The organism is Bacillus sp. L381 (genome assembly GCF_030284525.1).
Lineage (GTDB): Bacteria > Bacillota > Bacilli > Bacillales > Bacillaceae > Bacillus > Bacillus amyloliquefaciens.
Map to the genome: position 1 here is coordinate 189,479 of NZ_CP127224.1, position 20,731 is coordinate 210,209.

A 20,731-nucleotide genomic window follows, 5' to 3' on the forward strand; every position below is an offset into this window, starting at 1 on the left:
ATTCTTATTCCTCCAGGCTATTCAAATTCAGCAGCCATGTCATCCGTAAACCCGAAAGCATAAGTGAAGACAAAGCCCGCCGCGTAAGAGATGAAGAGACCGATGATATACAAAACGATCTGGGCCGGCTGTACGAGAAATGAGAGCGGAAGGCCGGAGACACCAATTGAAAAAGTGGCCACTTGAAAATGGGCTTGAAAGGCGCCGCCTATTCCCGCGCCCAAACACGCCGTTAAAAACGGCCTGCCGAGCGGGAGTGTGACGCCGAAGATGAGCGGCTCCCCGATTCCGAGCAGACCGGATGGAAGTCCGCCTCCAATCGCTCTTTTCAATGAGGCTTTTTTTGTTTTCATAAAGATGGCGAAGGCCGCGCCTACTTGACCTGCGCCTCCCATCGCGAGAATCGGGAGAAGCGGGTCATCTCCGATTGATCGGATTAATTCCAAATGCACGGGAGTCAAGCCCTGATGCAGCCCGGTGATGACAAGCGGCAGGAAGGCGGCCCCTAATACAAACCCCGACACGATTCCCCCGACATTCAATAGAGACAATAAGCCTGATGTAATCAGATCAGAAATAAAACCGCCTACAGGGATAAAGACGACATATGTTACCAGCCCGGTGATGAGCAAAGACAATGTAGGCGTAACGATAATGTCGAAGGATTGATGGACGTACTTTCTGATCAACCGTTCGGTATAAGCGATAAAAATCGCGGCGAAAAGAACGCCGATTAATCCTCCCCTGCCAGGGAGCAGATTCTCTCCGAACAAACTGATATTGGCGATCTCAGGGTTAAGGATCAATATCCCCGCAAGGCCGCCCATCGCTGGTGTCCCGCCGAATTCTTTGGCCGCATTGATGCCGACAAGGACGCCTAGGTAAGCGAATAAGCCTGAACCGATAACCGTTAATATAAGCGCGATTTGGGATTCTTTCGGGAGCCAGCCGGCCTGAATGACAGCTTTCGTAATGCCGGTGATTAAACCTGATGCAATGAGTGCGGGAATAAGAGGAATGAAGATGCTTGATAGCTTTCTGAGAAACAGGGTGATGGGTGTTGTGTTTTTTCTGTTGAGATCAGCTTTTTTTCGTGAGGCGGCTTTTTTTAAATCAATGTTTTTTCCGGGTGACATAAGGTTTGCGAAAGCGTCGGCGACATGATTGACGACACCCGTGCCGAGAATGATCTGCAGGGTTTCGGCTTCGACGACGCCTATTACTCCGTCAAGCCGTTTCAGCGCTTCAATATCCGTTTTGTCCTGATCGAAAGGCGTGATTCTTAAGCGTGTCATACAGTGGGTAAAGCCTGAAATATTGGATGAACCGCCGCAATTGTCCAGAATATCTTTGGCCAGCGCATGATAAAATGCCTCTTTGCTCATGGAAACCCTCCTCTTTCAGTACAATTTTCCCGCGGAGCTTTGCTTGAAACGCATCCTAAAAGCCCCTGCGCCGATCATGAAAACGGCGCGGGCTCGTAAAGCACTTTATAATTATTGACTGGGGCATTCTGACCAAGGAATGATCAGCGGTTTTTTTCTCTTGAAATATGCTGTTCAATGGCTTTGTCAATGAAGCCTTCTGCTTCTTTGAGCAGTGCTTTCGCATGTGTTTCGTCCGAATTCGTCTTCAGCATGACGATCGCCGTTTTGACATGGCTGCCTGAGGCCTCAAGCGTTTCCCTTGCCTTGTCGTACGGGACGCCCGTGATGCTTTGGATGATGCCGATTGCCCGTTCTTTCAATTTTTCATTGCTGACATGAACGTCCACCATTAAATTTTCGTATACTTTGCCGCTTTTAATCATCACGGCGGTGGAAATCATGTTCAGAATCATTTTATGTGCCGTCGCCGCTTTCATTCGTGTTGACCCTGTAATCACTTCGGGGCCGACGACAACTTCGATGCTGTGATCGGCATACGTGCTGATCAGCGAGTGCTTATTGCATGTGAGCGCGACGGTTTTGGCGCCGATTGTTTTTGCATATTTCAGCGCACCGGCCGCATACGGAGTGCGCCCGCTTGCTGCGATAGCGATCACGGTATCGTCTTCGGTAAGCCCGATTGTCTTGAGGTCAAGAGCGCCGGTTTCCTCGCTGTCTTCGATTCCTTCAGCCGCTTGCAAAAAGGCGTCTGCCCCTCCGGCCATCAATCCGATGACGGTGTCGGGACTTACGCTGTATGTAGGCGGGCATTCAACCGCATCCAGTACACCAAGTCTGCCGCTTGTGCCCGCTCCCGCATAAATCAGCCTGCCGTTTCGCCGCAATGACTGATGGGCGAATTGAACGGCAATTTCAATATCAGGCAGCACCTGCTGAACGGCGTCCGCCACTTTGAAATCCTCTCGGTTAATGATGCGGAGGATTTCTATCGTGTCTGCTTGATGGATTGAAGCGGTCTCTGGATTTCTTGTTTCTGTGGTCAATCTGTGAATGTTAAGCCGGTCTGTCATGAATGTACCCTCCCAAGTCGTTATTACTTGAAGTATATGGGCTTCTGAATATATGTTTCAAGAAAAATCGGCAGGAAAGAGATGAAAAATCAAACGCTTTCACAAAAAATGATGCAAAATGTGCTGTTCGCCGATCGGGCCGATCCTGCGGCGCCCTTTATCAATAAAACCGGAAGACCGGTACAGGTTCTGTGCACGATGATTGCGATGGTTCACTGCAAGCACGATTTCATCACACCAAGGAAAATAATTTGCGACAAAAGCGGGGAGCTGCAGCATCGCTTGTTTGGCGTAACCTTTTCCCTGCTGCGGCGCATGTAATGACAGCGCGCTCAGCAAAATGGCAGATACGTTGTTCGAATACGGGGTTATGGTTTCTTTTGAGGTATGTAAAATAAAAAAACCGACGGGGCTGTCTTCTTTTAAAATGACTGTCGGATAACGATCCCGGATGACAAGCGCCTGCGGCAGGACATCTTTCGGGAGAGCGGAGAACATTTTATCTTCTTCACTGAGTACAAACCCGTTCAGCCCGTCTGCATGCTCCGGTTTATAAAAAGACAGGGTTACATCCATGATATCTTCTCTCCTTTTTATAATTGATCCAGTTCATCTTCTGATAAAACACGGCAGCCTGCCCGTTTTAAAAGAGCGGAAGTGATGCCGTCCCCGATTATTTTTTTTCCTGAGAAAGTGCCGTCATAGATGAAGCTGCTTCCGCAGGATGGGCTGTTTTCTTTAAGAATGACCGTGCCGGCGCCTATTTCTTTTGCGTATGCCAGAGTTTTTTCCGCGCCGGCCATATATAAAGCGGTAACGTCTTCACCAGATGCCGTTACGATTTTCGCCGTTCCGTTCAGCACATCTTCGCCCGTGCCGCCGATGATTTCCGCCGGTTCGCGGGGAGTGGTGAAGCCGCCCAAAAGTTCGGGGCAGACCATAACAGCTTTCTTTTCATCCACGAGTCTGCGGATTTTTTCCGAAGCGGCGTGGGAGCCGTTATACCTGCATTCGATACCGCCGAGACAAGAGCTGACTAAGATCATCTGTGTCCATTCCCTTCATATTTATGATACCTCCATCTTAAATGAAATAAGAAAGAAGGGATGAGTTTTTCAGTTAAAAAACGGGTAAAAAAGTTTGAAAATAAAAAAAATAATTTTTCTCTTTACAAAAGGGGTACAACCTGTATATAATAACTTTTGTCAGCTCGACGCGGACACAACGGCCCGTTGGTCAAGCGGTTAAGACACCGCCCTTTCACGGCGGTAACACGGGTTCGAATCCCGTACGGGTCATATGGAGGATTAGCTCAGCTGGGAGAGCATCTGCCTTACAAGCAGAGGGTCGGCGGTTCGAGCCCGTCATCCTCCACCATATTTGCCGGCCTAGCTCAATTGGTAGAGCAACTGACTTGTAATCAGTAGGTTGGGGGTTCAAGTCCTCTGGCCGGCACTGTTTTTCTGAAAAATACGGAGGGGTAGCGAAGTGGCTAAACGCGGCGGACTGTAAATCCGCTCCCTCAGGGTTCGGCGGTTCGAATCCGTCCCCCTCCACCATTTTTGGGCTATAGCCAAGCGGTAAGGCAACGGACTTTGACTCCGTCATGCGTTGGTTCGAATCCAGCTAGCCCAGTCTCAGACACCTTTTGCATAAGGTGTCTTTTTTTATCGGCATTTCAGTTCGGTTTCTGATTGTTCATTAGATATACTATTTTTAAGCTGCTGTTAAGGCAGTATATTCTGTATTTTCCATCTACACCCTGCCTGAAATTTGGTAAAATAAATGTAATAAAAAAATGAAACCTTTTAAAACAATCAACGTATAGATACAGACCGGTGAAGGGCAGAGGTAAGATAAAACATGGAAAACCTGATTAAAAAAAGAATTAAGCAAGTCAAAAAAGGCGATCAAAATGCGTTTGCAGAAATCGTTGACCTTTATAAAGATAAGATTTACCAGCTTTGCTACCGCATGCTCGGCAATGTCCACGAAGCGGAAGATATTGCGCAGGAGGCTTTTATCAGAGCGTATGTCAATATCGACAGTTTCGATATCAATAGAAAGTTTTCAACGTGGCTTTACAGAATTGCGACCAACCTGACCATTGACCGCATCCGCAAGAAAAAGCCTGATTACTATCTGGACGCAGAAGTGGCGGGAGCAGAAGGGCTGACGATGTATTCGCAGATCGCCGCGGACGGGGTTCTCCCTGAAGACGCCGTATTGTCGTTGGAGCTGTCGGACACAATTCAGAAAAAGATTTTAAAGCTGCCTGACAAGTACAGAACGGTTATTGTATTAAAGTATATTGACGAACTCTCTTTAATTGAAATCGGGGAGATTCTGAATATCCCTGTCGGCACCGTCAAGACAAGGATTCACAGAGGCAGAGAGGCTCTTAGAAAACAATTGAGGGATCTTTAAGTGGGGTGATGAAATGAGCTGTCCTGAACAGATCGTGCAGCTTATGCATAAGCATCTTGATGGAGATATCCTTCCTGAAGATGAAAACGTATTAAAACAACATTTGCGGTCATGCGAGAATTGCAAACGGCATTTTCATGAAATGGAGAAATCCGTAGCGCTCGTCCGAAGCACATCGCATGTCACAGCCCCTGCTGATTTTACTGCCAAAGTTATGGCGAATCTTCCAAAAGAGAAAAAACGCGCTTCTGTTAAACGATGGATCAAAACTCATCCGATCATTGCAGCCGCAGCGGTTTTTGTGATTTTAATGGGCGGCGGTTTTTTCAACAGCTGGCATAACGACCACAATTTCAGTGTGTCCAAACAGCCGAACCTTGTCGTGCAGAATCACACGGTCACCGTCCCTGAAGGCGAGACCGTAAAGGGCGATGTTACAGTAAAAAACGGCAAGCTGGTCATTAAAGGTAAGGTCGACGGCAATGTGACCGTCGTCAACGGAGAAAAATACATGGCCTCAGCCGGACAAGTCACCGGGCAGATTGAAGAAATTAACCAATTGTTTGACTGGGTCTGGTACGAACTGAAATCGGCGGGTCAGGGCGTTGTGAGCGCTTTGGACCCGAATGAAGATGAGTAAAGCGTATAATCGCTTTACTCTTTTTTTATGGATTGCCGCGCTGGCTCATTTCACTTGAGAAATCAAAATGTGGTATAATGAGCACGCTATATGATGTACATATTGCTCATGCAGCACAATTCATAGTGAAAAAACGAAATGACTGAATTCCTGGAGGACGAGGAAATGGCTTTTGAGGACATCCCATTTTTGCAATACCTCGGCAATGCCGTTGATATTCTCCTTGTTTGGTATGTGATATATAAATTAATCATGGTCATACGCGGAACGAAGGCGGTTCAGCTTTTAAAAGGAATCGTCGTCATCGTATTGGTCCGGATGGCCAGTTCATATTTGGGACTCAGCACGCTTCAATGGCTGATGGACCAAGCGATAACATGGGGATTTTTAGCGATTATCATTATATTCCAGCCTGAGCTGAGGCGGGCGCTTGAACAGCTCGGACGGGGCCGGTTCTTTTCAAGGAGCGGCACCCCCGTGGAGGAAGCGCAGCATAAGACAATTGAAGCGATTACAAAATCGATCAGCTACATGGCGAAACGCCGAATCGGCGCTCTCATCGCCATTGAGCGCGACACGGGAATGGGCGATTATATTGAGACGGGCATCCCGCTTAATGCGCAGGTCAGCTCGGAGCTTTTGATTAATATCTTCATTCCGAATACGCCGCTGCACGATGGAGCGGTCATAATGAAAAATAACGAGATTGCGGCCGCTGCCTGTTATCTGCCGCTTTCTGAAAGCCCGTTTATTTCAAAGGAGCTGGGGACGCGGCACAGAGCGGCTGTCGGCATCAGTGAAGTGACGGACAGCTTAACCATTATCGTATCCGAAGAGACGGGCGCCATCAGTGTGGCCAAAAACGGAGACCTTCACAGAGAATTGACGGAAGAAGCACTGAAAGAAATGCTTGAAGCAGAGTTTAAGAAAAACGCCAGAGATACTTCTTCTAACCGCTGGTACTGGAGGGGCAAGAAAAATGGATAAATTCTTAAACAACCGCTGGGCTGTAAAGATCATTGCATTGCTCTTTGCGCTCCTGCTTTATGTTGCGGTTAACAACAACCAGGCGCCGACTCCGAAAAAGCCGGGGGAATCTTTTTTTCCGACATCAACGACTGACGAGGCTACGCTTACTGATATTCCTGTAAAAGCATACTATGATGAAGCGAATTACGTAGTCACCGGCGTGCCCCAGACCGTAAATGTCACGATTAAAGGCTCGACAAGCGCGGTGAAAAAGGCGAGACAGACGAAGAATTTTGAGATATACGCTGATATGAATAAGCTGAAGACCGGGACCCATAAGGTCGAATTGAAGGCGAAAAATGTGTCGGACGGACTGACGATATCCATTAACCCGTCAGTCACGACGGTTACGATTCAGGAAAAAACGGCTGAAAGTTTTCCCGTTGAAGTTGAATACTACAATAAAAGCAAAATGAAAAAGGGATATACGCCCCAGCAGCCGATTATCAGCCCGAAAAACGTACAGATTACGGGTTCGAAAAACGTGATTGACAACATTTCGCTTGTCAAAGCATCCGTGAACCTTGAAAATGCAAATGAGACCATTGATAAGGAAGTGAAGGTGACCGTCTATGACAAAGACGGCAACGCACTTCCTGTTGATGTTGAACCGTCAGTCATTAAAGTGACGGTTCCCGTGGCCAGTCCGAGCAAAAAGCTCCCTTTCAAAATTGAAAGGAAGGGAAGTCTTCCTGACGGGGTGAGCGTTGCGAGCATTGACTCGAATCCGAGTGAGGTGACGGTTTACGGCCCGCAGGATGTGCTGGATTCACTTGAATTTATCGACGGTGTATCTCTTGATTTAGACAAAATTGATAAAGATACGGATGTCGATGCCGACATCCCGCTTCCTAAGGGTGTCACAAAGGTGTCACCGGGGAAAATTACCCTTCATGTTAAGGTGGACAGTGAAGACAAAAAGGATTTTAGCAATGTCCCAATTAAGACGGTCGGACTTGGAGGCTCGCAGCGGATTGAGTTTCTCGACCCTGAATCGCGGGCGATCAATATTACGGCCAAAGGCTCTCCGGCTAACATTAAGGCGCTGAAAAAGTCGGACATTGAGCTGTATGCCAATGTCTCGGGCTTAGATGACGGAGAGCATTCTGTAAAGCTTGAAGTAAACGGGCCGCAAAATGTCACATGGTCCTTGTCAAAAGACACGGTTAAGATCAGGCTGACTTCTAAGAAAAACACAAGTTCAAATAAAAATGACGGCGGCTCCGCTGATTCCGGCAATAAAGACGGCACAAGCGGAGACGCAGACAAAGACAAGAACAAGAACCAGGAAGACACTGACAGCGATCAGAATAAAAGTCAAAACCAGGATCAAAATCAAGACCAGGATGAAGACGGATCAAGTGCTGATTCATCTTCAACAGAATGAAAAAGGAGCGATACAAAATGGGCAAGTATTTTGGAACAGATGGTGTAAGAGGTGTTGCCAACAGCGAGCTTACGCCAGAGCTGGCCTTTAAAGTGGGGCGTTTTGGCGGTTATGTCCTGACCAAAGATAAACAGCGCCCGAAAGTGCTGATCGGCCGCGATACACGTATCTCCGGGCATATGCTGGAGGGAGCCCTTGTCGCCGGACTTTTATCGATCGGAGCTGAAGTGATGCGTCTCGGCGTTATTTCTACGCCGGGGGTATCCTATTTAACGAAAGCGATGGATGCTGAGGCGGGCGTCATGATTTCCGCTTCTCACAATCCCGTGCAGGATAACGGCATTAAATTTTTCGGAGGAGACGGCTTTAAGCTTTCTGACGAGCAGGAGGCCGAGATTGAACGTCTCATGGATGAACCGGAGGATAAACTTCCGAGACCGACAGGCGCGGACCTCGGGCTTGTGAACGATTATTTTGAAGGCGTTCAAAAGTATCTGCAATTTTTAAAGCAGACGGCGGATGAGGATTTCACGGGTATTCATGTAGCGCTTGACTGCGCCCATGGTGCGACATCTTCCATTGCGACACACCTTTTTGCCGATCTTGATGCTGATGTGTCTACAATGGGAACGTCTCCGAACGGCTTAAATATTAATGACGGCGTCGGTTCTACACACCCGGAAGCGCTGAGTGCTTTCGTCAAAGAAAAAAATGCCGATATCGGTCTTGCGTTTGACGGAGACGGCGACCGCCTCATTGCCGTTGATGAAAAAGGAAACATCGTGGACGGCGATCAGATCATGTACATATGCGCGAAGTATTTGAAATCAGAAGGCCGTCTGAAGGATGATACAGTCGTATCAACCGTGATGAGCAACCTCGGTTTCTACAAAGCGCTTGAAAAAGAAGAAATCAAAAGCATTCAAACGGCAGTCGGTGACCGCTATGTCGTAGAAGCGATGAAAAAAGACGGCTATAATGTCGGCGGCGAGCAGTCAGGGCACCTTATTTTCCTTGATTACAACACTACCGGTGACGGGCTCTTGTCGGCGATCATGCTTGTGAATACGCTGAAGGCGTCGGGGAAAACCCTTTCAGAGCTTGCTGGTGAAATGAAAAAATTCCCGCAGCTTTTAGTAAACGTGAAAGTGACGGATAAATATAAGGTGGAAGAAAACGCTAAGGTAAAGGCTGTTATTTCTGAAGTGGAAAAAGAAATGAACGGAGACGGCCGGATTTTAGTGCGCCCGTCAGGCACCGAGCCGCTCGTCCGCGTAATGGCGGAAGCGAGAACAAAAGAGCTTTGTGACGAATATGTCACAAAAATCGTGGATGTCGTGCGGACAGAAATGGGAGCGGAATAGCGAAGTTTATAAACAGAGAGCGAACAAGACAAGTGCGATCAGCATAAAATGATAGTAACATGATGCCGGGGCGGCAAAAAAATAATTGACCGTCCTTGGCACATGTTGTAAAATCAAGCTTGTTCAGCCTTTGTTTTTCATTTATAGGAAAGGCGGCATTGTTTGCATCTTTCATAATTATAGCGCCCGAACTAAGCGCCCGAAAAACGGCTTAGTTGACGAGGATGGAGGTTATCGAATTTTCGGCGGATGCCTCCCGGCTGATTCATTTAGATCACAGCCGTAAGGATTTCTTCAAACCGGAGGGGCGACTCTCCGAACAAAGGGAAATCACATGATCTTCCAAAAAAACATGTGGGAGGGGACGATTGAAAGTCCCCTTGTAATCTGACTTTCTTCGTCTCCTTTTACACCTTTAGGAGGAAGAAAAAATGTGTGGAATTGTAGGTTATATCGGTCATCTTGATGCGAAAGAGATTTTGTTAAAAGGATTAGAGAAGCTTGAGTACCGCGGTTATGACTCTGCCGGTATCGCTGTGGCGAATGAGCAGGGCGTGCATGTGTACAAAGAAAAAGGCCGCATCGCCGACCTTCGTGAAGTGGTGGATCAAACGGTTGAATCTCAAGCGGGAATCGGCCATACACGCTGGGCGACTCACGGCGAACCAAGCTTCCTGAACGCTCACCCGCATCAAAGCGCACTCGGCCGGTTTACACTTGTTCATAACGGTGTGATCGAGAACTATGTTCAGCTGAAGCGTGAATACCTTGAAAACGTTGAACTGAAAAGCGACACGGACACTGAAGTAGTCGTTCAAATGATTGAGCAATTTGTGGCGGGAGGACTTAGTACAGAAGAAGCGTTCCGCAAAACACTGACTCTGTTAAAAGGCTCTTACGCAATTGCATTATTTGACGGCGAAAATACAGACACCATCTACGTTGCAAAAAACAAAAGCCCTCTGTTAATCGGCCTTGGAGATACTTTTAACGTCGTGGCATCTGACGCGATGGCTATGCTTCAAGTAACGAATGAATACGTTGAGCTTTTGGACAAAGAAATGGTGATCGTGACAAAAGACGAAGCCGTGATTAAAAACCTTGACGGTGAAGTCATGACACGTGCGTCTTATATCGCTGAGCTTGACGCCAGTGATATCGAAAAAGGCACATACCCTCACTACATGTTAAAAGAAACGGATGAGCAGCCGCTTGTTATGCGCAAAATCATCCAAACGTATCAGGACGAAAACGGCAGACTGGCTGTGGCCGGCGATGTCGCTGACGCCGTGGCGGAAGCGGACCGCATTTATATCGTGGCTTGCGGAACGAGCTACCATGCCGGTCTTGTCGGGAAACAATATATTGAAATGTGGGCAAACGTCCCGGTTGAAGTGCATGTAGCGAGTGAATTCTCTTACAACATGCCGCTTCTGTCTAAGAAGCCGCTCTTTATCTTCCTTTCTCAAAGCGGAGAAACAGCGGACAGCCGCGCCGTGCTTGTTCAAGTCAAAGCGCTGGGTCACAAAGCGCTGACAATTACAAACGTTCCGGGATCCACGCTTTCCCGTGAAGCGGATTACACATTGCTCCTGCACGCAGGCCCTGAGATCGCCGTTGCATCAACAAAAGCGTATACGGCTCAGATTGCCGTGCTTGCGATCCTTGCGTCCGTTGCAGCAGAACGCAATGGCGTGGATATCGGCTTTGATTTAGTCAAAGAATTGGGTATCGCGGCAAACGCCATGGAAGCCCTCTGCGATCAGAAGGACGAAATGGAAATGATCGCGCGTGAATATCTGACTGTTTCAAGAAACGCTTTCTTCATCGGCCGCGGCCTTGACTACTTCGTATGTGTCGAAGGGGCCCTGAAGCTGAAAGAGATTTCTTACATCCAGGCGGAAGGTTTCGCCGGCGGCGAGCTGAAGCACGGAACAATCGCTCTGATTGAAGAAGGAACACCGGTCTTTGCGCTGGCGACACAAGAACACGTCAACCTGAGCATCCGCGGAAACGTGAAGGAAGTCGCAGCACGCGGCGCCAACACTTGCATCATCTCGCTGAAAGGCTTAGAAGACGCAGACGACAGATTCATCCTGCCGGAAGTCAACCCTGCGCTTGCTCCGCTGGTATCTGTTGTGCCATTGCAGCTGATCGCTTACTACGCCGCGCTGCACCGAGGCTGTGACGTTGATAAACCGCGCAACCTTGCGAAGAGTGTGACTGTGGAGTAGGGATAAATAATTTACGGTAAACTTAAAATGTAAAATATAGTCGGAAAGTTTGACCCCTCTGGTTTAAAACCAGAGGGGTTTTTAGTATGAAAATTAGAAGTTCACGTCTTTTTGATTAACTGAAGATCTTTATATTTATAAAGAAATTTCAGTATATATATTGAAAAGAAGTAACACCTATGGTTATAATATAAATATATTCCAATTAGAATCCATAAATGTAACCATTAGTAAAGAATGGTAGCGTTCAAATAAAGGTTTTTGAATAAGTATTTGTTTTGGTGTTTTATTCCGTGTATGAATCCTTTATAGGGCATATTACATTCTTGAACAGGCTCCTCAATTAGACAGTCATGTATAAATCTGTTACCTCATGAGAATACATATATATTATAAATTACACATTTTCTTTTCCGGCAAGTAAGTCACCTCTTGCAGTTTTCATCATGAATATCCCATTATATGATCCTAATCAATCGATTACACATCCAAACTATGATTAAAAAAGACTTTAAAATCCCTTTTGTTTTGTAGCTTCCTGATCTATTATTAATACCTAGTCGACTAGATAAAACATGAAAATAACATCATTTTTGCAGAAATTACAATAATCCGGTTCAATTCTTAAAAAAGTCCTGGCAACAATGATAGGAGTGGGATGATGTCAAACCTTTTAGAAATAAGAAACATCAGCAAATCTTTTGGTCATAAAGCTGTTTTAAAAAATGTCACATTCAACGTGCCTGCCGGTTCAATTGTCGGTTTCATCGGTGATAACGGCGCAGGCAAATCAACAACATTTAAAACGATATTAGGATTAATCTCTCAAGATAGAGGAAAGGTGAAAATCTTTGGTAAGGAGAATCTGGATAAACATATAAAGTTCAAAGAAGATATTGGGGTCGTATTTGATGCGATGAATCTTCCTGCGCATCTTACGATAAAGCAGTTGAATAATGTTTTTAAGAAACTATTCGACGCTTGGGACCAAGACGATTTTTATCGGTTAGTTCACTCTTTCTCCCTACCTATGGACAAAAAAGTAAATAAATTCTCGCGCGGCATGTCAATGAAGTTATCCGTAGCTGTTGCTTTGTCGCATAATGCAAAATTATTACTTCTGGATGAAGCAACGGGAGGGCTTGATCCCTCTTCAAGAGATGATCTGTTAAATGAATTAAAAAGCTTTGTGAGTAAAAGCAACGGCGGTATTTTACTTTCATCGCACATTATGTCTGATGTCGAGAAGGTAGCCAGCCATATCATTATTATGAAAGATGGAGAAATTTTACTAAATGAGGAGAAAGATAAGGTTCTTGAAAGATATACTGTTATAGATGTTGATGAAAGTCAAATGGCTAAGCTTGACGAAGATATAATTCTAGTAAAAAGGAATTATGGAACTTATTGGAGTGTGCTTGTATCGGATCAACAGAAATTGCCGAATGGCGTAACGGCCAAAACCATTTCAATAGAAGAAATCAGCGTCTTTTTAACTAGGAGTGAAAAAAATGAGAGGTCTGTTATTAACTAACTATTACTTGGTTTATCGAAGTTTCTTTGCATACACGGGGTTGGCCATATTGATATCGGCGGTCATTTTTTATTTTGGAGATGCTTCCATGCATCGTTTTGTTGCTATGCTGATTATTTTGTTTGTCGTCATGCCTGCACTTGAGGTTATAAAGTATGAGAGCAAGTCTGGCTATGACAAGTATGTCCTGACTTTACCGGTCAGCAGAACAAATATTGTTCAAAGTCACTATTTCTTTTATCTTTTAGTTGTTGTGATCGGGGCTGTAATATCTTATGGTATTTTCTTTGTATACAGCCTGGTTTTTGGTGAACCTGTTGACGGCATATTGAATATTGTCTCTTTTGGAACTTTCATCGTTCTCTTTGCCGGTGCAATCGTTTACCCTCTTCTCTACATTATTGGCCCTGAAAAATCTGATGCTATTGTAATTGGAGGTGCAATGGGAGGGCTTTTTACTACCTTTGGATTGCAAAGTGTCGTTGGTTATGTAACAGAAAAATTACCACTGTCATTTTTACACATAAATCCTTCTTTATATGTCCCGATTATATATATTATTATCGGCTTTATATTCTATATCATTTCTTTTTTCATTGCCGCAGCTATATATCATAAAAAAGAATTTTAACAGAGTGTTTATTGATTGTATGCTGTTAAAGAATTAATATTTAGCATATAAAAATGGGGGGCTTTTATGGAAGGAAACATGCTATATCATCAATATCTGAAAGCAAATTCTGAGTATTTTGGAAAACAAGAGATGACAATGAATACATATGAAGTGAATGACATCCCTGATACATATACTGTTATCTCAGATAGTAATTCAGTATGGAAATATTATCATGTTAAGGGTGTATCATTACCAGAGCAGGGGTGGAAAATTCATTTAACTTCGTTGTTAGAGGACGCACAAAGTGTTTTGGATAGGGCCGCCCGCTTTTGTATGGATAAGAAAATTGAATTTAAACACCTAAAGGATAGGCATAGTTTTATTAACATGAATTCAAAAAATGCTAACCGAGCTTCTTCCGGCAAGTTTATAACGGTATACCCGGCTAATGAAGAAATCTTTGTTGAATTGTTGCAAGACTTATCTGAAATAACTAAAGATTTCAAAAAGGGTCCTTATATACTCAGTGATAAGAGGTGGAAAAATAGTAATGTATTTTACAGATATGGCGGATTTAAACTTATTTTTAATGAACATGGTGAGCACTGTATTAGGGATGAAAGTGGTAATTTAATTAAGGATCAAAGAACACCCTTCTATCAGATCCCTGACTTTGTCAAAGACTTTGACGATTATCTTAATACGATCAATCTTTCTGAAGACTCAGAACAACAGGAGGAAAGCCACTTAGCGAAGTATGATATCATTACTGCATTGAGCTACAGTAACGCTGGAGGGGTATATCTTGCGACTCGAAAGAAAGATAACTTGAAAGTTATTATTAAAGAAGCCAGACCAAATGCTGGTTTAGATGGAGGGTCTAGAGATGCGTTAGAAAGGCAAAAAATTGAATATGATACTTTAAAAAAGCTTAAGAACATACATGGCGTGGTTAATCTACTTGAGTACTTCCAAGAATGGGAACATCATTTTTTAGTTGAGGAATTCATTGAGGGAAGAGATTTGAGACAATGGATTGCACAAGAGTATCCATTCCTTAGAGATGAAGATGACGATGACGATAGTATATGTAACCATGCTAAGAATATAAAAAAAATACTGTTACAACTCTTCGCTCTGACAGATCAAATGCATATTAACGGAGTTGCTATGGGTGATTTGCAGCCAGCAAATGTGATGGTAACTGAAGACTTAACCGTTAAGATAATAGATTTTGAGACTGCAATGCCTGTAGAATCTGAAGAAAAACCTAGTATGGCAACTATCGGGTTTGTTTCTCAAGAAATGAAGGCAGGTGGTTCAAGAGACTGGTTTGGATTAAAGAGATTGGTAAGATATTTAACACTGCCAGTGCTCTCTTCAGACGATATAGATGGGTATCTGCAAGATAACCATTTGTACTGGATAAAGATGAATTATGGAGAATCATTTTATAATTTCATTTTAGAATTGCAAAAAAAATGTGATGATAAAATAAAAAGTTATCACAAATATGTTCCCGCAGAGATTAACCTTTGTAACAAGAAAAGGGATTTCAACTTAAATTCCATGATTAATAAGTTGATAAAGGGTTTAGAAAATAACTTAACAGATGATGAAAAGCTTGTAAACGGTGACATTCGTCAATTTGAAATGAGTGGGGGAAAATTCAACTTTCTTACTGGGGGAAGTGGCGCTGCCTATATTCTTACCAGATGTAACTCCAAATCTAAAAATGTAGATAATTGGATTCAAAATTTTTTGCTGGATAACCTATCGATTGGTGATGATGGTTTATTAACTGGAAAAACAGGAATGTTGGCTCTGCTTTATGAGAGGGGGCATAAAGAAGCTGTTTTAAATGAATTGAATGTTCTAAGAAATAATGTAAATGAAACAACCAACATTTCTTTACGATCAGGTCTTTCAGGTATAGGCCTGTTCTTAATCAGTTTATATTTTGAGACGGAAAGTAAAGAATACTTGGAGTTTGCGAAAGAGATAGAGAAGTTAATTGAGCTAAATAAGGTTAAAGAGGAGTCATTAAAAGTTAATGACTGGATGGCCGTAGATATAGGTTTAATTGATGGATTATCTGGCGTATCTCTGTTTTATTCAGCGCTTTATTCAGCAACCAATAATAAAAAGTATTTAGAGGAAGCTGAGTTATTATTAAAGAAAGACTTGGAAAAGACAAAAAAAGATGATGTAACTGGTGTGTTACAAACTTTAGATGATAGAAACCGACTATTGCCATATCTTTCTGGAGGGTCTATTGGAGTTGCTGTGTCAATTTGGTTTTTAAACCATGTAAGTGGACAAGATCTCTTTAAAGAAGAATTTAGAGCCATTTTAAATCTATCAAAGATGCGCTGCACAATCAGTGGAGGTTTATTTGATGGTGCAGGTAGCTTCCTTTTAATTCCTTCTATGGTTAATAACGGGTGTATCCGGAAGAGAATTCTTATGGAAGTAATGAATCTGCTTAATATCTTTTTAATTGAGAAAAATGATTATTATGTTTATCCGGGGCAATTTTCTTATAGATTATCTGATGATGTTTATACAGGTAGCTCAGGTATAGTGTTAGCATTAATGGGAATTGTCAAAAGCAATCCACTTTATTGGCTGCCATTGGTCAACACAGATAAATTTTTAGTGGAAACAAAAATAAAAAATATTCCAGTTACAATAAATTAATAAAATTATATCCGATAAAATAAGAAATGAATGCCTATTAACACTCGAAAGGAGGTGAGAAAAGTGAATGATGTTTTGGAATTGCAAAAGTTAGAGAAAGAGACAGATGGCAAAGGTATAGCTGTAGATGCGACAATTACAACGACATGGACGGTAACAACAACTAGCGGTTTTGTTTCTTCAGTAAGTAATCATTGTTAAAACAATCTTGCTTCATTGAATAAATAATGAAGTATAAATGATGAGCATTGTATTGGACTGTCGGAGAAGTCTCAAGTTTATCATTTCTTGGGTGCTTAGTACGTAGAATCAGCACCCAAGAGTTCTTTGTTATAATTAACAAACTATGAGAAAACTATAGAAGGTGACAACAATTAAAAAATTATTAGAATTGGCGAAAAACCCCGAGCCATTTGAAGAAGGAACACAAGAGGTATGGCTTGATCCAGATAGAGCTGAACTTGTTTTGAAATCACATTTTGATGAGTATATACCCGGCGGCAGCAAAGGGAGCTCTTTTATTGATGAGACTGTGGATTTTATTACAAAAATAGCACCAGTAGAATGTAATAATAAAATTATTGACTTAGGATGTGGCCCGGGGCTCTATTCTCAAAAATTAGCATTAAAAGGCTACAACGTGACTGGTGTAGATTATAATAAAAAATCAATCGATTATGCAATTAGTGAAGCGGATAAAATGAATTTGCAAATCGATTATAAGATTGAAGATATTACGAATCTCGAAATCGAAAATGAATTTGATGCAGCTCTGCTCATTTATCAAATTTATGGTGTTTTTAGTCCGAACAACAGAAGAAAAATACTTAACAACATCTATCGCGGTTTAAAACCTGGAGGATTGGTTCTATTAGATGTCTTATCAGAGAAGAGTTATGAAAAATTTGAACAGAATTTAATGTGGTTCCTATCAAAAAAGGACAGTCTAATATCGGATAAGGAACATCTGACCTTATATGCTGCAATTAAATATCCTGATAATGTTACTTTGGCGAAAAATGTTTTGGTTTTTGATGACGGGAAATTAGTAAATTATAATTATTGGAACCAGCATTTTAGCATTGAAGATTTAGAAAAAGAAGTGAATGAAGCAGGGTTTAACCTTGAAAAGGTCTATGCAGATGTCAATGGCGAAGAATATGAGAACAACAGAGAGTTTTTTGCAGCCGTTTTAAAGAAAAAATAAGGACTAAAGGAATCTAAAAATTGCTGAGTTGAGTATTAAAATAAATATTTCATTTAGGATTCAGTGTTAGCCATAATAGATGAATGGTGTACTCCTTATGGCTCTAACACTGAGTGTTAAAATTGATATGCCTTTATGCCATATTGAAATCCATGTACAGTATGTTTTTTTGCTGAGAACTAGATAAAGATTTAGAAAAAAGCTGACGAATGGATTTCGTCAGCTTTTCTTTATTCATCTTCTTAAAATTCCTCATACTCCGCCGGGTCTTGGCCTTTTATGCGTCCGTCCGGGCGGGTAAGCGAATCGATGATCTTCATGTCGTTTTCATCAAGGGAGAAATCAAAAACGGAGATGTTTTCAAGCTGGCGTTCGGGTGATGCTGATTTTGGAATAGGGATGGCGCCCAGCTGGATATGCCAGCGTAAAATGACTTGAGAAATAGTTTTGCCGTATTTGTCCGCAATCTGTCCGAGTTTTTGATCGTTCAATACTTCTCCGGCGCGGGATAACGGGCTCCATGATTCTGTCACGATGCCCTGTTCCTCATGCCATTGACGCTGCTGCTGCTGATTAAAAGCGGGATGTAATTCAATTTGGTTAATGCTTGGCTTTACGCCGGTTTCACGTTCGAGCCGTTCAATGTGTTCAGGCAGGAAATTGCAGACGCCGATGGAACGGATCAGACCCCATTTTTTCGCATCAATCAGTGCCTGCCATGCTTCCAGATAGCGGTCTTGTTTCGGATTCGGCCAATGGACAAGATACAGGTCATAGTAATCCAGACCGGCGCGGTATAAAGATTCTTGGATTGTCTGTACCGCTTTGTCATATTCATGGTAGCGCCCCGGAAGTTTGGACGTCACGTATAACTGTTCTCTCGGAACAGAGCTTCGGCGGATGGCTTCTCCGACCGCCCCTTCATTTTCATAGTTATAAGCTGTGTCAATCAGGCGGTAGCCGATATCAATGGCGCTGTTGACGGCATGAACGCCGTTGTTCCCATTAAGAGCATATGTACCGAAGCCGATCGCGGGAATGCTTGTCCCATCCAGCAGTTTCTTTTGCGGAATTGCTGCAGTCATCATTAAATCCCTCCTTGGTTTCTACTTTACCATTACTCTTACAAATGAAACATAATAATGGAAGAAAATGAGATGATCTGCACATGAAAAAAGCTGACGGAGAACCGCCAGCTTTAAATTTGAAACATCCATGCAACGACGGGGCCGAAGACCGACCCTAACACGGCGCAGAGCGTCATGGAAACAGAACTCATGGAGACCGTTAATTCTCCGTATTCCATTGCTTTTGAAGTGCCGAGCGCATGGGAAGCGCTCCCGAATGCAATTCCTTTCCCAAGTGAACTGCGGATGCGGATCCACTTGAGAAGCATCGGGCCTAAGATAACGCCGGAAAACCCCGCGATCATGACGAACACGACTGTCATGGAAGGGACACCGCCGATACCGGACGCGATTTGAATGGCGACCGGAGTCGTGATTGATTTTGGAATGATTGACAAAATCAAACTTCGGCTGATGCCGAACAGTTCTGCAAATAACAGGCCGCTGACCATTCCGGAGAATAAACCGGCCAGCACGCCGCCGATGATCGGAAACATATACTTGATTAACACACGGCGCTGCTTATAAAGCGGGTATGCCAAAGCCACCACGGCCGGGCCGAGAAGTGAATTGATCCATTGTCCGCCGATCATATACTCTTTATACGAAATATGAAAAACAAGCAGCACAGCGATTATGAAAATCGTAGTCGTCAGAACGGGTATGAGAAAGGGATAAGGAAAGCGCACATATAATTTCACCATAGCCAGATAGGCGGCGGCCGTGAACAAAATTATAAGGATTGCGATACATGTTTGCTGCACTTCTTTTTCTCCTTTCTCTGATTGGCTTTGTGCTCTAACAGCTGGCTGGCGTACCCTGCGGCGATCATTGTGACGAGAGTGCTCAGCACGACGATCAAAAACAGGGCCGCTCCGCTTGCGGAAAACAGTGACGGATAATTGATGACCCCCGTCATGGCCGGAATGAATAACAGCGGAAGAAAAGACAGCAAAAATCCGGCTCCGTCTTCAATCATTTTGATAGGGATGATCTTAATCGATAAACATATGATGAGCAGGATCAAACCGATGATGCTGCCGGGAATGGGCAGATGACAGAGCTGCTGAATGGCTCCCCCGATAAAGGAAAATGCGAATAAAATAATGATTTGCAATATGATGCGTATGACTTTCACGACGATGCTGTTCTTTGGAGAAGAGCAGCTTCCCCCTTTCTTGTTGCTTCGGTAAGTTTCTTTACTTTTGGTGCATATATTTGTACTATACAAATATATGTATGCAAAAATTTTCTATATGTTTTCTGAGTAAATGTGCATATGTTTGTATTATACAACTAATATTTCTGATGTCAATTGTAAGGAGTGAAGCCGTTTGTCAAAACAAGATCCGATTGAATTAATTGAATATGAGCTTACCACTTTTATCAGGAGGGCTGTTTATCTTGATAACTCCGACCGCAAAATCGGAAATCTGGAAAGGGCCTCGTATTTGTTATTACGGCAGCTGGATGAATTCGGGCCGGCGCGTGTGAAGGAATTGGCCGAATCCTTTAAGCTTGATATTTCTACATTGTCGCGCCAGGCCGCGGCCTTGGAGGCGAAGGAGCTGATCCAGCGTTTATCCGATCCTTCCGACGGGCGGGTCAGTCTTTTTGCGATTACGAAGCTTGGCAGGCAGAGGTTAAAAGCTGATAAAAAGATGCGTCTTGATCGATATGAACGTATGCTTGATGATTGGTCCGGCGATGAAAAAGAAATGTTCGGCAGGCTTTTGCTGCGGCTGAATGAGGCATTTATCGATTAGTGAATGATTTTTGCCGGTTAAGCAGGATTATGGCGTATATGAAGGAGAATGGAAGAGAGAAGGCTTTACGCCATTCTGCTTTAGCAAAAATTTTATAGAATGGGGGGCGGAAAACATTTATCCCGGGAAATACTGTTTCTCGGAGATTGCAGCTTTTATTATCTTAATATTCATAATTTAATAAAATGAAAGCGCTTTAATTTTAGTATTCTGGTTTAGGGTGTAAGGTGTTTACCTGAAAA

Annotated in this window: 19 protein-coding genes and 5 tRNA genes; 17 read left to right on the forward strand and 7 right to left on the reverse strand. The window is 43.4% G+C overall.

Features of this window, described 5'->3' with window-relative positions; all coding sequences use genetic code 11:
• Positions 1-17 precede the first annotated feature (17 nt).
• The 4 genes from QRX25_RS01070 to QRX25_RS01085 form a co-directional block, all read right to left on the reverse strand.
• On the reverse strand, positions 18-1,385 hold the full coding sequence (locus QRX25_RS01070) for a PTS transporter subunit EIIC (protein ID WP_212100118.1): 1,368 nt from the start codon (positions 1,383-1,385) through the stop codon (positions 18-20).
• Between the two features lie 143 nt (positions 1,386-1,528).
• The gene (gene murQ, locus QRX25_RS01075) at positions 1,529-2,458 is read right to left on the reverse strand and encodes an N-acetylmuramic acid 6-phosphate etherase (protein ID WP_065980577.1); all 930 of its coding nucleotides are present in this window, start codon (positions 2,456-2,458) and stop codon (positions 1,529-1,531) included.
• Positions 2,459-2,557: 99 nt separating this feature from the next.
• A complete protein-coding gene (locus QRX25_RS01080; RefSeq protein WP_065980578.1) occupies positions 2,558-3,034 on the reverse strand; it encodes a GNAT family N-acetyltransferase in 477 nt (158 codons plus the stop codon).
• A 17-nt stretch (positions 3,035-3,051) separates the two neighbouring features.
• Positions 3,052-3,504: a 2-thiouracil desulfurase family protein gene (locus QRX25_RS01085; RefSeq protein ID WP_014469640.1), complete on the reverse strand. Its 453-nt coding sequence runs from the start codon at positions 3,502-3,504 to the stop codon at positions 3,052-3,054.
• Between the two features lie 180 nt (positions 3,505-3,684).
• On the opposite strand from QRX25_RS01085, the gene QRX25_RS01090 reads away from it, so the two are divergent.
• The 16 genes from QRX25_RS01090 (at position 3,685) to QRX25_RS01165 (ending at position 17,596) form a co-directional block, all read left to right on the forward strand.
• Positions 3,685-3,756: transfer RNA gene (locus tag QRX25_RS01090), tRNA-Glu, on the forward strand.
• A 3-nt stretch (positions 3,757-3,759) separates the two neighbouring features.
• Positions 3,760-3,835 (forward strand) — tRNA-Val (locus tag QRX25_RS01095).
• A gap of 5 nt (positions 3,836-3,840) precedes the next feature.
• Positions 3,841-3,913: transfer RNA gene (locus QRX25_RS01100), tRNA-Thr, on the forward strand.
• A gap of 19 nt (positions 3,914-3,932) precedes the next feature.
• Positions 3,933-4,017, forward strand: a tRNA-Tyr gene (locus QRX25_RS01105).
• A 4-nt stretch (positions 4,018-4,021) separates the two neighbouring features.
• Positions 4,022-4,093 (forward strand) — tRNA-Gln (locus QRX25_RS01110).
• Positions 4,094-4,321: 228 nt separating this feature from the next.
• The gene (gene sigW / locus QRX25_RS01115) at positions 4,322-4,885 is read left to right on the forward strand and encodes an RNA polymerase sigma factor SigW (RefSeq protein ID WP_003156766.1); all 564 of its coding nucleotides are present in this window, start codon (positions 4,322-4,324) and stop codon (positions 4,883-4,885) included.
• Positions 4,886-4,898: 13 nt separating this feature from the next.
• Positions 4,899-5,525, forward strand: coding sequence for an anti-sigma-W factor RsiW (gene rsiW, locus QRX25_RS01120; protein WP_014469641.1), 627 nt, complete (start codon positions 4,899-4,901; stop codon positions 5,523-5,525).
• Positions 5,526-5,690: 165 nt separating this feature from the next.
• Positions 5,691-6,512 (forward strand): diadenylate cyclase CdaA, encoded by an 822-nt coding sequence (gene cdaA, locus QRX25_RS01125; protein WP_003156763.1) that lies wholly within the window; start codon positions 5,691-5,693, stop codon positions 6,510-6,512.
• Positions 6,505-7,941: a CdaA regulatory protein CdaR gene (gene cdaR / locus QRX25_RS01130; RefSeq protein ID WP_212100121.1), complete on the forward strand. Its 1,437-nt coding sequence runs from the start codon at positions 6,505-6,507 to the stop codon at positions 7,939-7,941. Before cdaA ends, cdaR begins: the two co-directional genes overlap by 8 nt.
• Positions 7,942-7,958: 17 nt before the next feature.
• Positions 7,959-9,305, forward strand: a complete 1,347-nt coding sequence (gene glmM, locus QRX25_RS01135; RefSeq protein ID WP_013350853.1) for a phosphoglucosamine mutase — start codon at positions 7,959-7,961, stop codon at positions 9,303-9,305.
• A 431-nt stretch (positions 9,306-9,736) separates the two neighbouring features.
• Positions 9,737-11,539 (forward strand): glutamine--fructose-6-phosphate transaminase (isomerizing), encoded by a 1,803-nt coding sequence (glmS, locus tag QRX25_RS01140; RefSeq protein WP_045508803.1) that lies wholly within the window; start codon positions 9,737-9,739, stop codon positions 11,537-11,539.
• Between the two features lie 661 nt (positions 11,540-12,200).
• A complete protein-coding gene (locus QRX25_RS01145) occupies positions 12,201-13,073 on the forward strand; it encodes an ABC transporter ATP-binding protein (RefSeq protein ID WP_115998383.1) in 873 nt (290 codons plus the stop codon).
• Positions 13,051-13,704, forward strand: a complete 654-nt coding sequence (locus tag QRX25_RS01150) for an ABC-2 transporter permease (protein WP_065980582.1) — start codon at positions 13,051-13,053, stop codon at positions 13,702-13,704. Before QRX25_RS01145 ends, QRX25_RS01150 begins: the two co-directional genes overlap by 23 nt.
• Positions 13,705-13,770: 66 nt before the next feature.
• A complete protein-coding gene (lanKC, locus tag QRX25_RS01155; RefSeq protein WP_212100125.1) occupies positions 13,771-16,389 on the forward strand; it encodes a class III lanthionine synthetase LanKC in 2,619 nt (872 codons plus the stop codon).
• Between the two features lie 63 nt (positions 16,390-16,452).
• Positions 16,453-16,590, forward strand: a complete 138-nt coding sequence (locus tag QRX25_RS01160) for a class III lanthipeptide (RefSeq protein ID WP_020955245.1) — start codon at positions 16,453-16,455, stop codon at positions 16,588-16,590.
• Positions 16,591-16,753: 163 nt separating this feature from the next.
• A complete protein-coding gene (locus QRX25_RS01165) occupies positions 16,754-17,596 on the forward strand; it encodes a class I SAM-dependent methyltransferase (RefSeq protein WP_065980584.1) in 843 nt (280 codons plus the stop codon).
• A gap of 242 nt (positions 17,597-17,838) precedes the next feature.
• Here QRX25_RS01165 and QRX25_RS01170 read toward each other — a convergent pair whose 3' ends face one another.
• The 3 genes from QRX25_RS01170 to QRX25_RS01180 all read right to left on the reverse strand — a co-directional run bounded on the left by QRX25_RS01170 (position 17,839) and on the right by QRX25_RS01180 (position 19,861).
• On the reverse strand, positions 17,839-18,684 hold the full coding sequence (locus QRX25_RS01170) for an aldo/keto reductase (protein ID WP_212100129.1): 846 nt from the start codon (positions 18,682-18,684) through the stop codon (positions 17,839-17,841).
• Positions 18,685-18,794: 110 nt separating this feature from the next.
• Positions 18,795-19,487: an LrgB family protein gene (locus tag QRX25_RS01175; RefSeq protein WP_115998380.1), complete on the reverse strand. Its 693-nt coding sequence runs from the start codon at positions 19,485-19,487 to the stop codon at positions 18,795-18,797.
• A complete protein-coding gene (locus QRX25_RS01180; RefSeq protein ID WP_212100131.1) occupies positions 19,457-19,861 on the reverse strand; it encodes a CidA/LrgA family holin-like protein in 405 nt (134 codons plus the stop codon). The genes QRX25_RS01175 and QRX25_RS01180 overlap by 31 nt, the downstream gene beginning before the upstream one ends.
• Positions 19,862-20,057: 196 nt before the next feature.
• On the opposite strand from QRX25_RS01180, the gene QRX25_RS01185 reads away from it, so the two are divergent.
• Positions 20,058-20,489 (forward strand): MarR family winged helix-turn-helix transcriptional regulator, encoded by a 432-nt coding sequence (locus tag QRX25_RS01185; protein ID WP_014469650.1) that lies wholly within the window; start codon positions 20,058-20,060, stop codon positions 20,487-20,489.
• Positions 20,490-20,731: the final 242 nt, after the last annotated feature.

Excerpts from the sequence above, each read along its gene's own strand:
- QRX25_RS01080 (WP_065980578.1), bottom strand. The coding sequence starts at position 3,034 with ATGGATGTAACCCTGTCTTTTTATAAACCGGAGCATGCAGACGGGCTG.
- rsiW (WP_014469641.1), top strand. The coding sequence starts at position 4,899 with ATGAGCTGTCCTGAACAGATCGTGCAGCTTATGCATAAGCATCTTGAT.
- QRX25_RS01150 (WP_065980582.1), top strand. The coding sequence starts at position 13,051 with ATGAGAGGTCTGTTATTAACTAACTATTACTTGGTTTATCGAAGTTTC.
- sigW (WP_003156766.1), top strand. The coding sequence starts at position 4,322 with ATGGAAAACCTGATTAAAAAAAGAATTAAGCAAGTCAAAAAAGGCGAT.
- lanKC (WP_212100125.1), top strand. The coding sequence starts at position 13,771 with ATGGAAGGAAACATGCTATATCATCAATATCTGAAAGCAAATTCTGAG.
- QRX25_RS01085 (WP_014469640.1), bottom strand. The coding sequence starts at position 3,504 with ATGATCTTAGTCAGCTCTTGTCTCGGCGGTATCGAATGCAGGTATAAC.
- cdaA (WP_003156763.1), top strand. The coding sequence starts at position 5,691 with ATGGCTTTTGAGGACATCCCATTTTTGCAATACCTCGGCAATGCCGTT.
- cdaR (WP_212100121.1), top strand. The coding sequence starts at position 6,505 with ATGGATAAATTCTTAAACAACCGCTGGGCTGTAAAGATCATTGCATTG.
- glmS (WP_045508803.1), top strand. The coding sequence starts at position 9,737 with ATGTGTGGAATTGTAGGTTATATCGGTCATCTTGATGCGAAAGAGATT.
- murQ (WP_065980577.1), bottom strand. The coding sequence starts at position 2,458 with ATGACAGACCGGCTTAACATTCACAGATTGACCACAGAAACAAGAAAT.
- glmM (WP_013350853.1), top strand. The coding sequence starts at position 7,959 with ATGGGCAAGTATTTTGGAACAGATGGTGTAAGAGGTGTTGCCAACAGC.
- QRX25_RS01145 (WP_115998383.1), top strand. The coding sequence starts at position 12,201 with ATGTCAAACCTTTTAGAAATAAGAAACATCAGCAAATCTTTTGGTCAT.
- QRX25_RS01170 (WP_212100129.1), bottom strand. The coding sequence starts at position 18,684 with ATGATGACTGCAGCAATTCCGCAAAAGAAACTGCTGGATGGGACAAGC.
- QRX25_RS01070 (WP_212100118.1), bottom strand. The coding sequence starts at position 1,385 with ATGAGCAAAGAGGCATTTTATCATGCGCTGGCCAAAGATATTCTGGAC.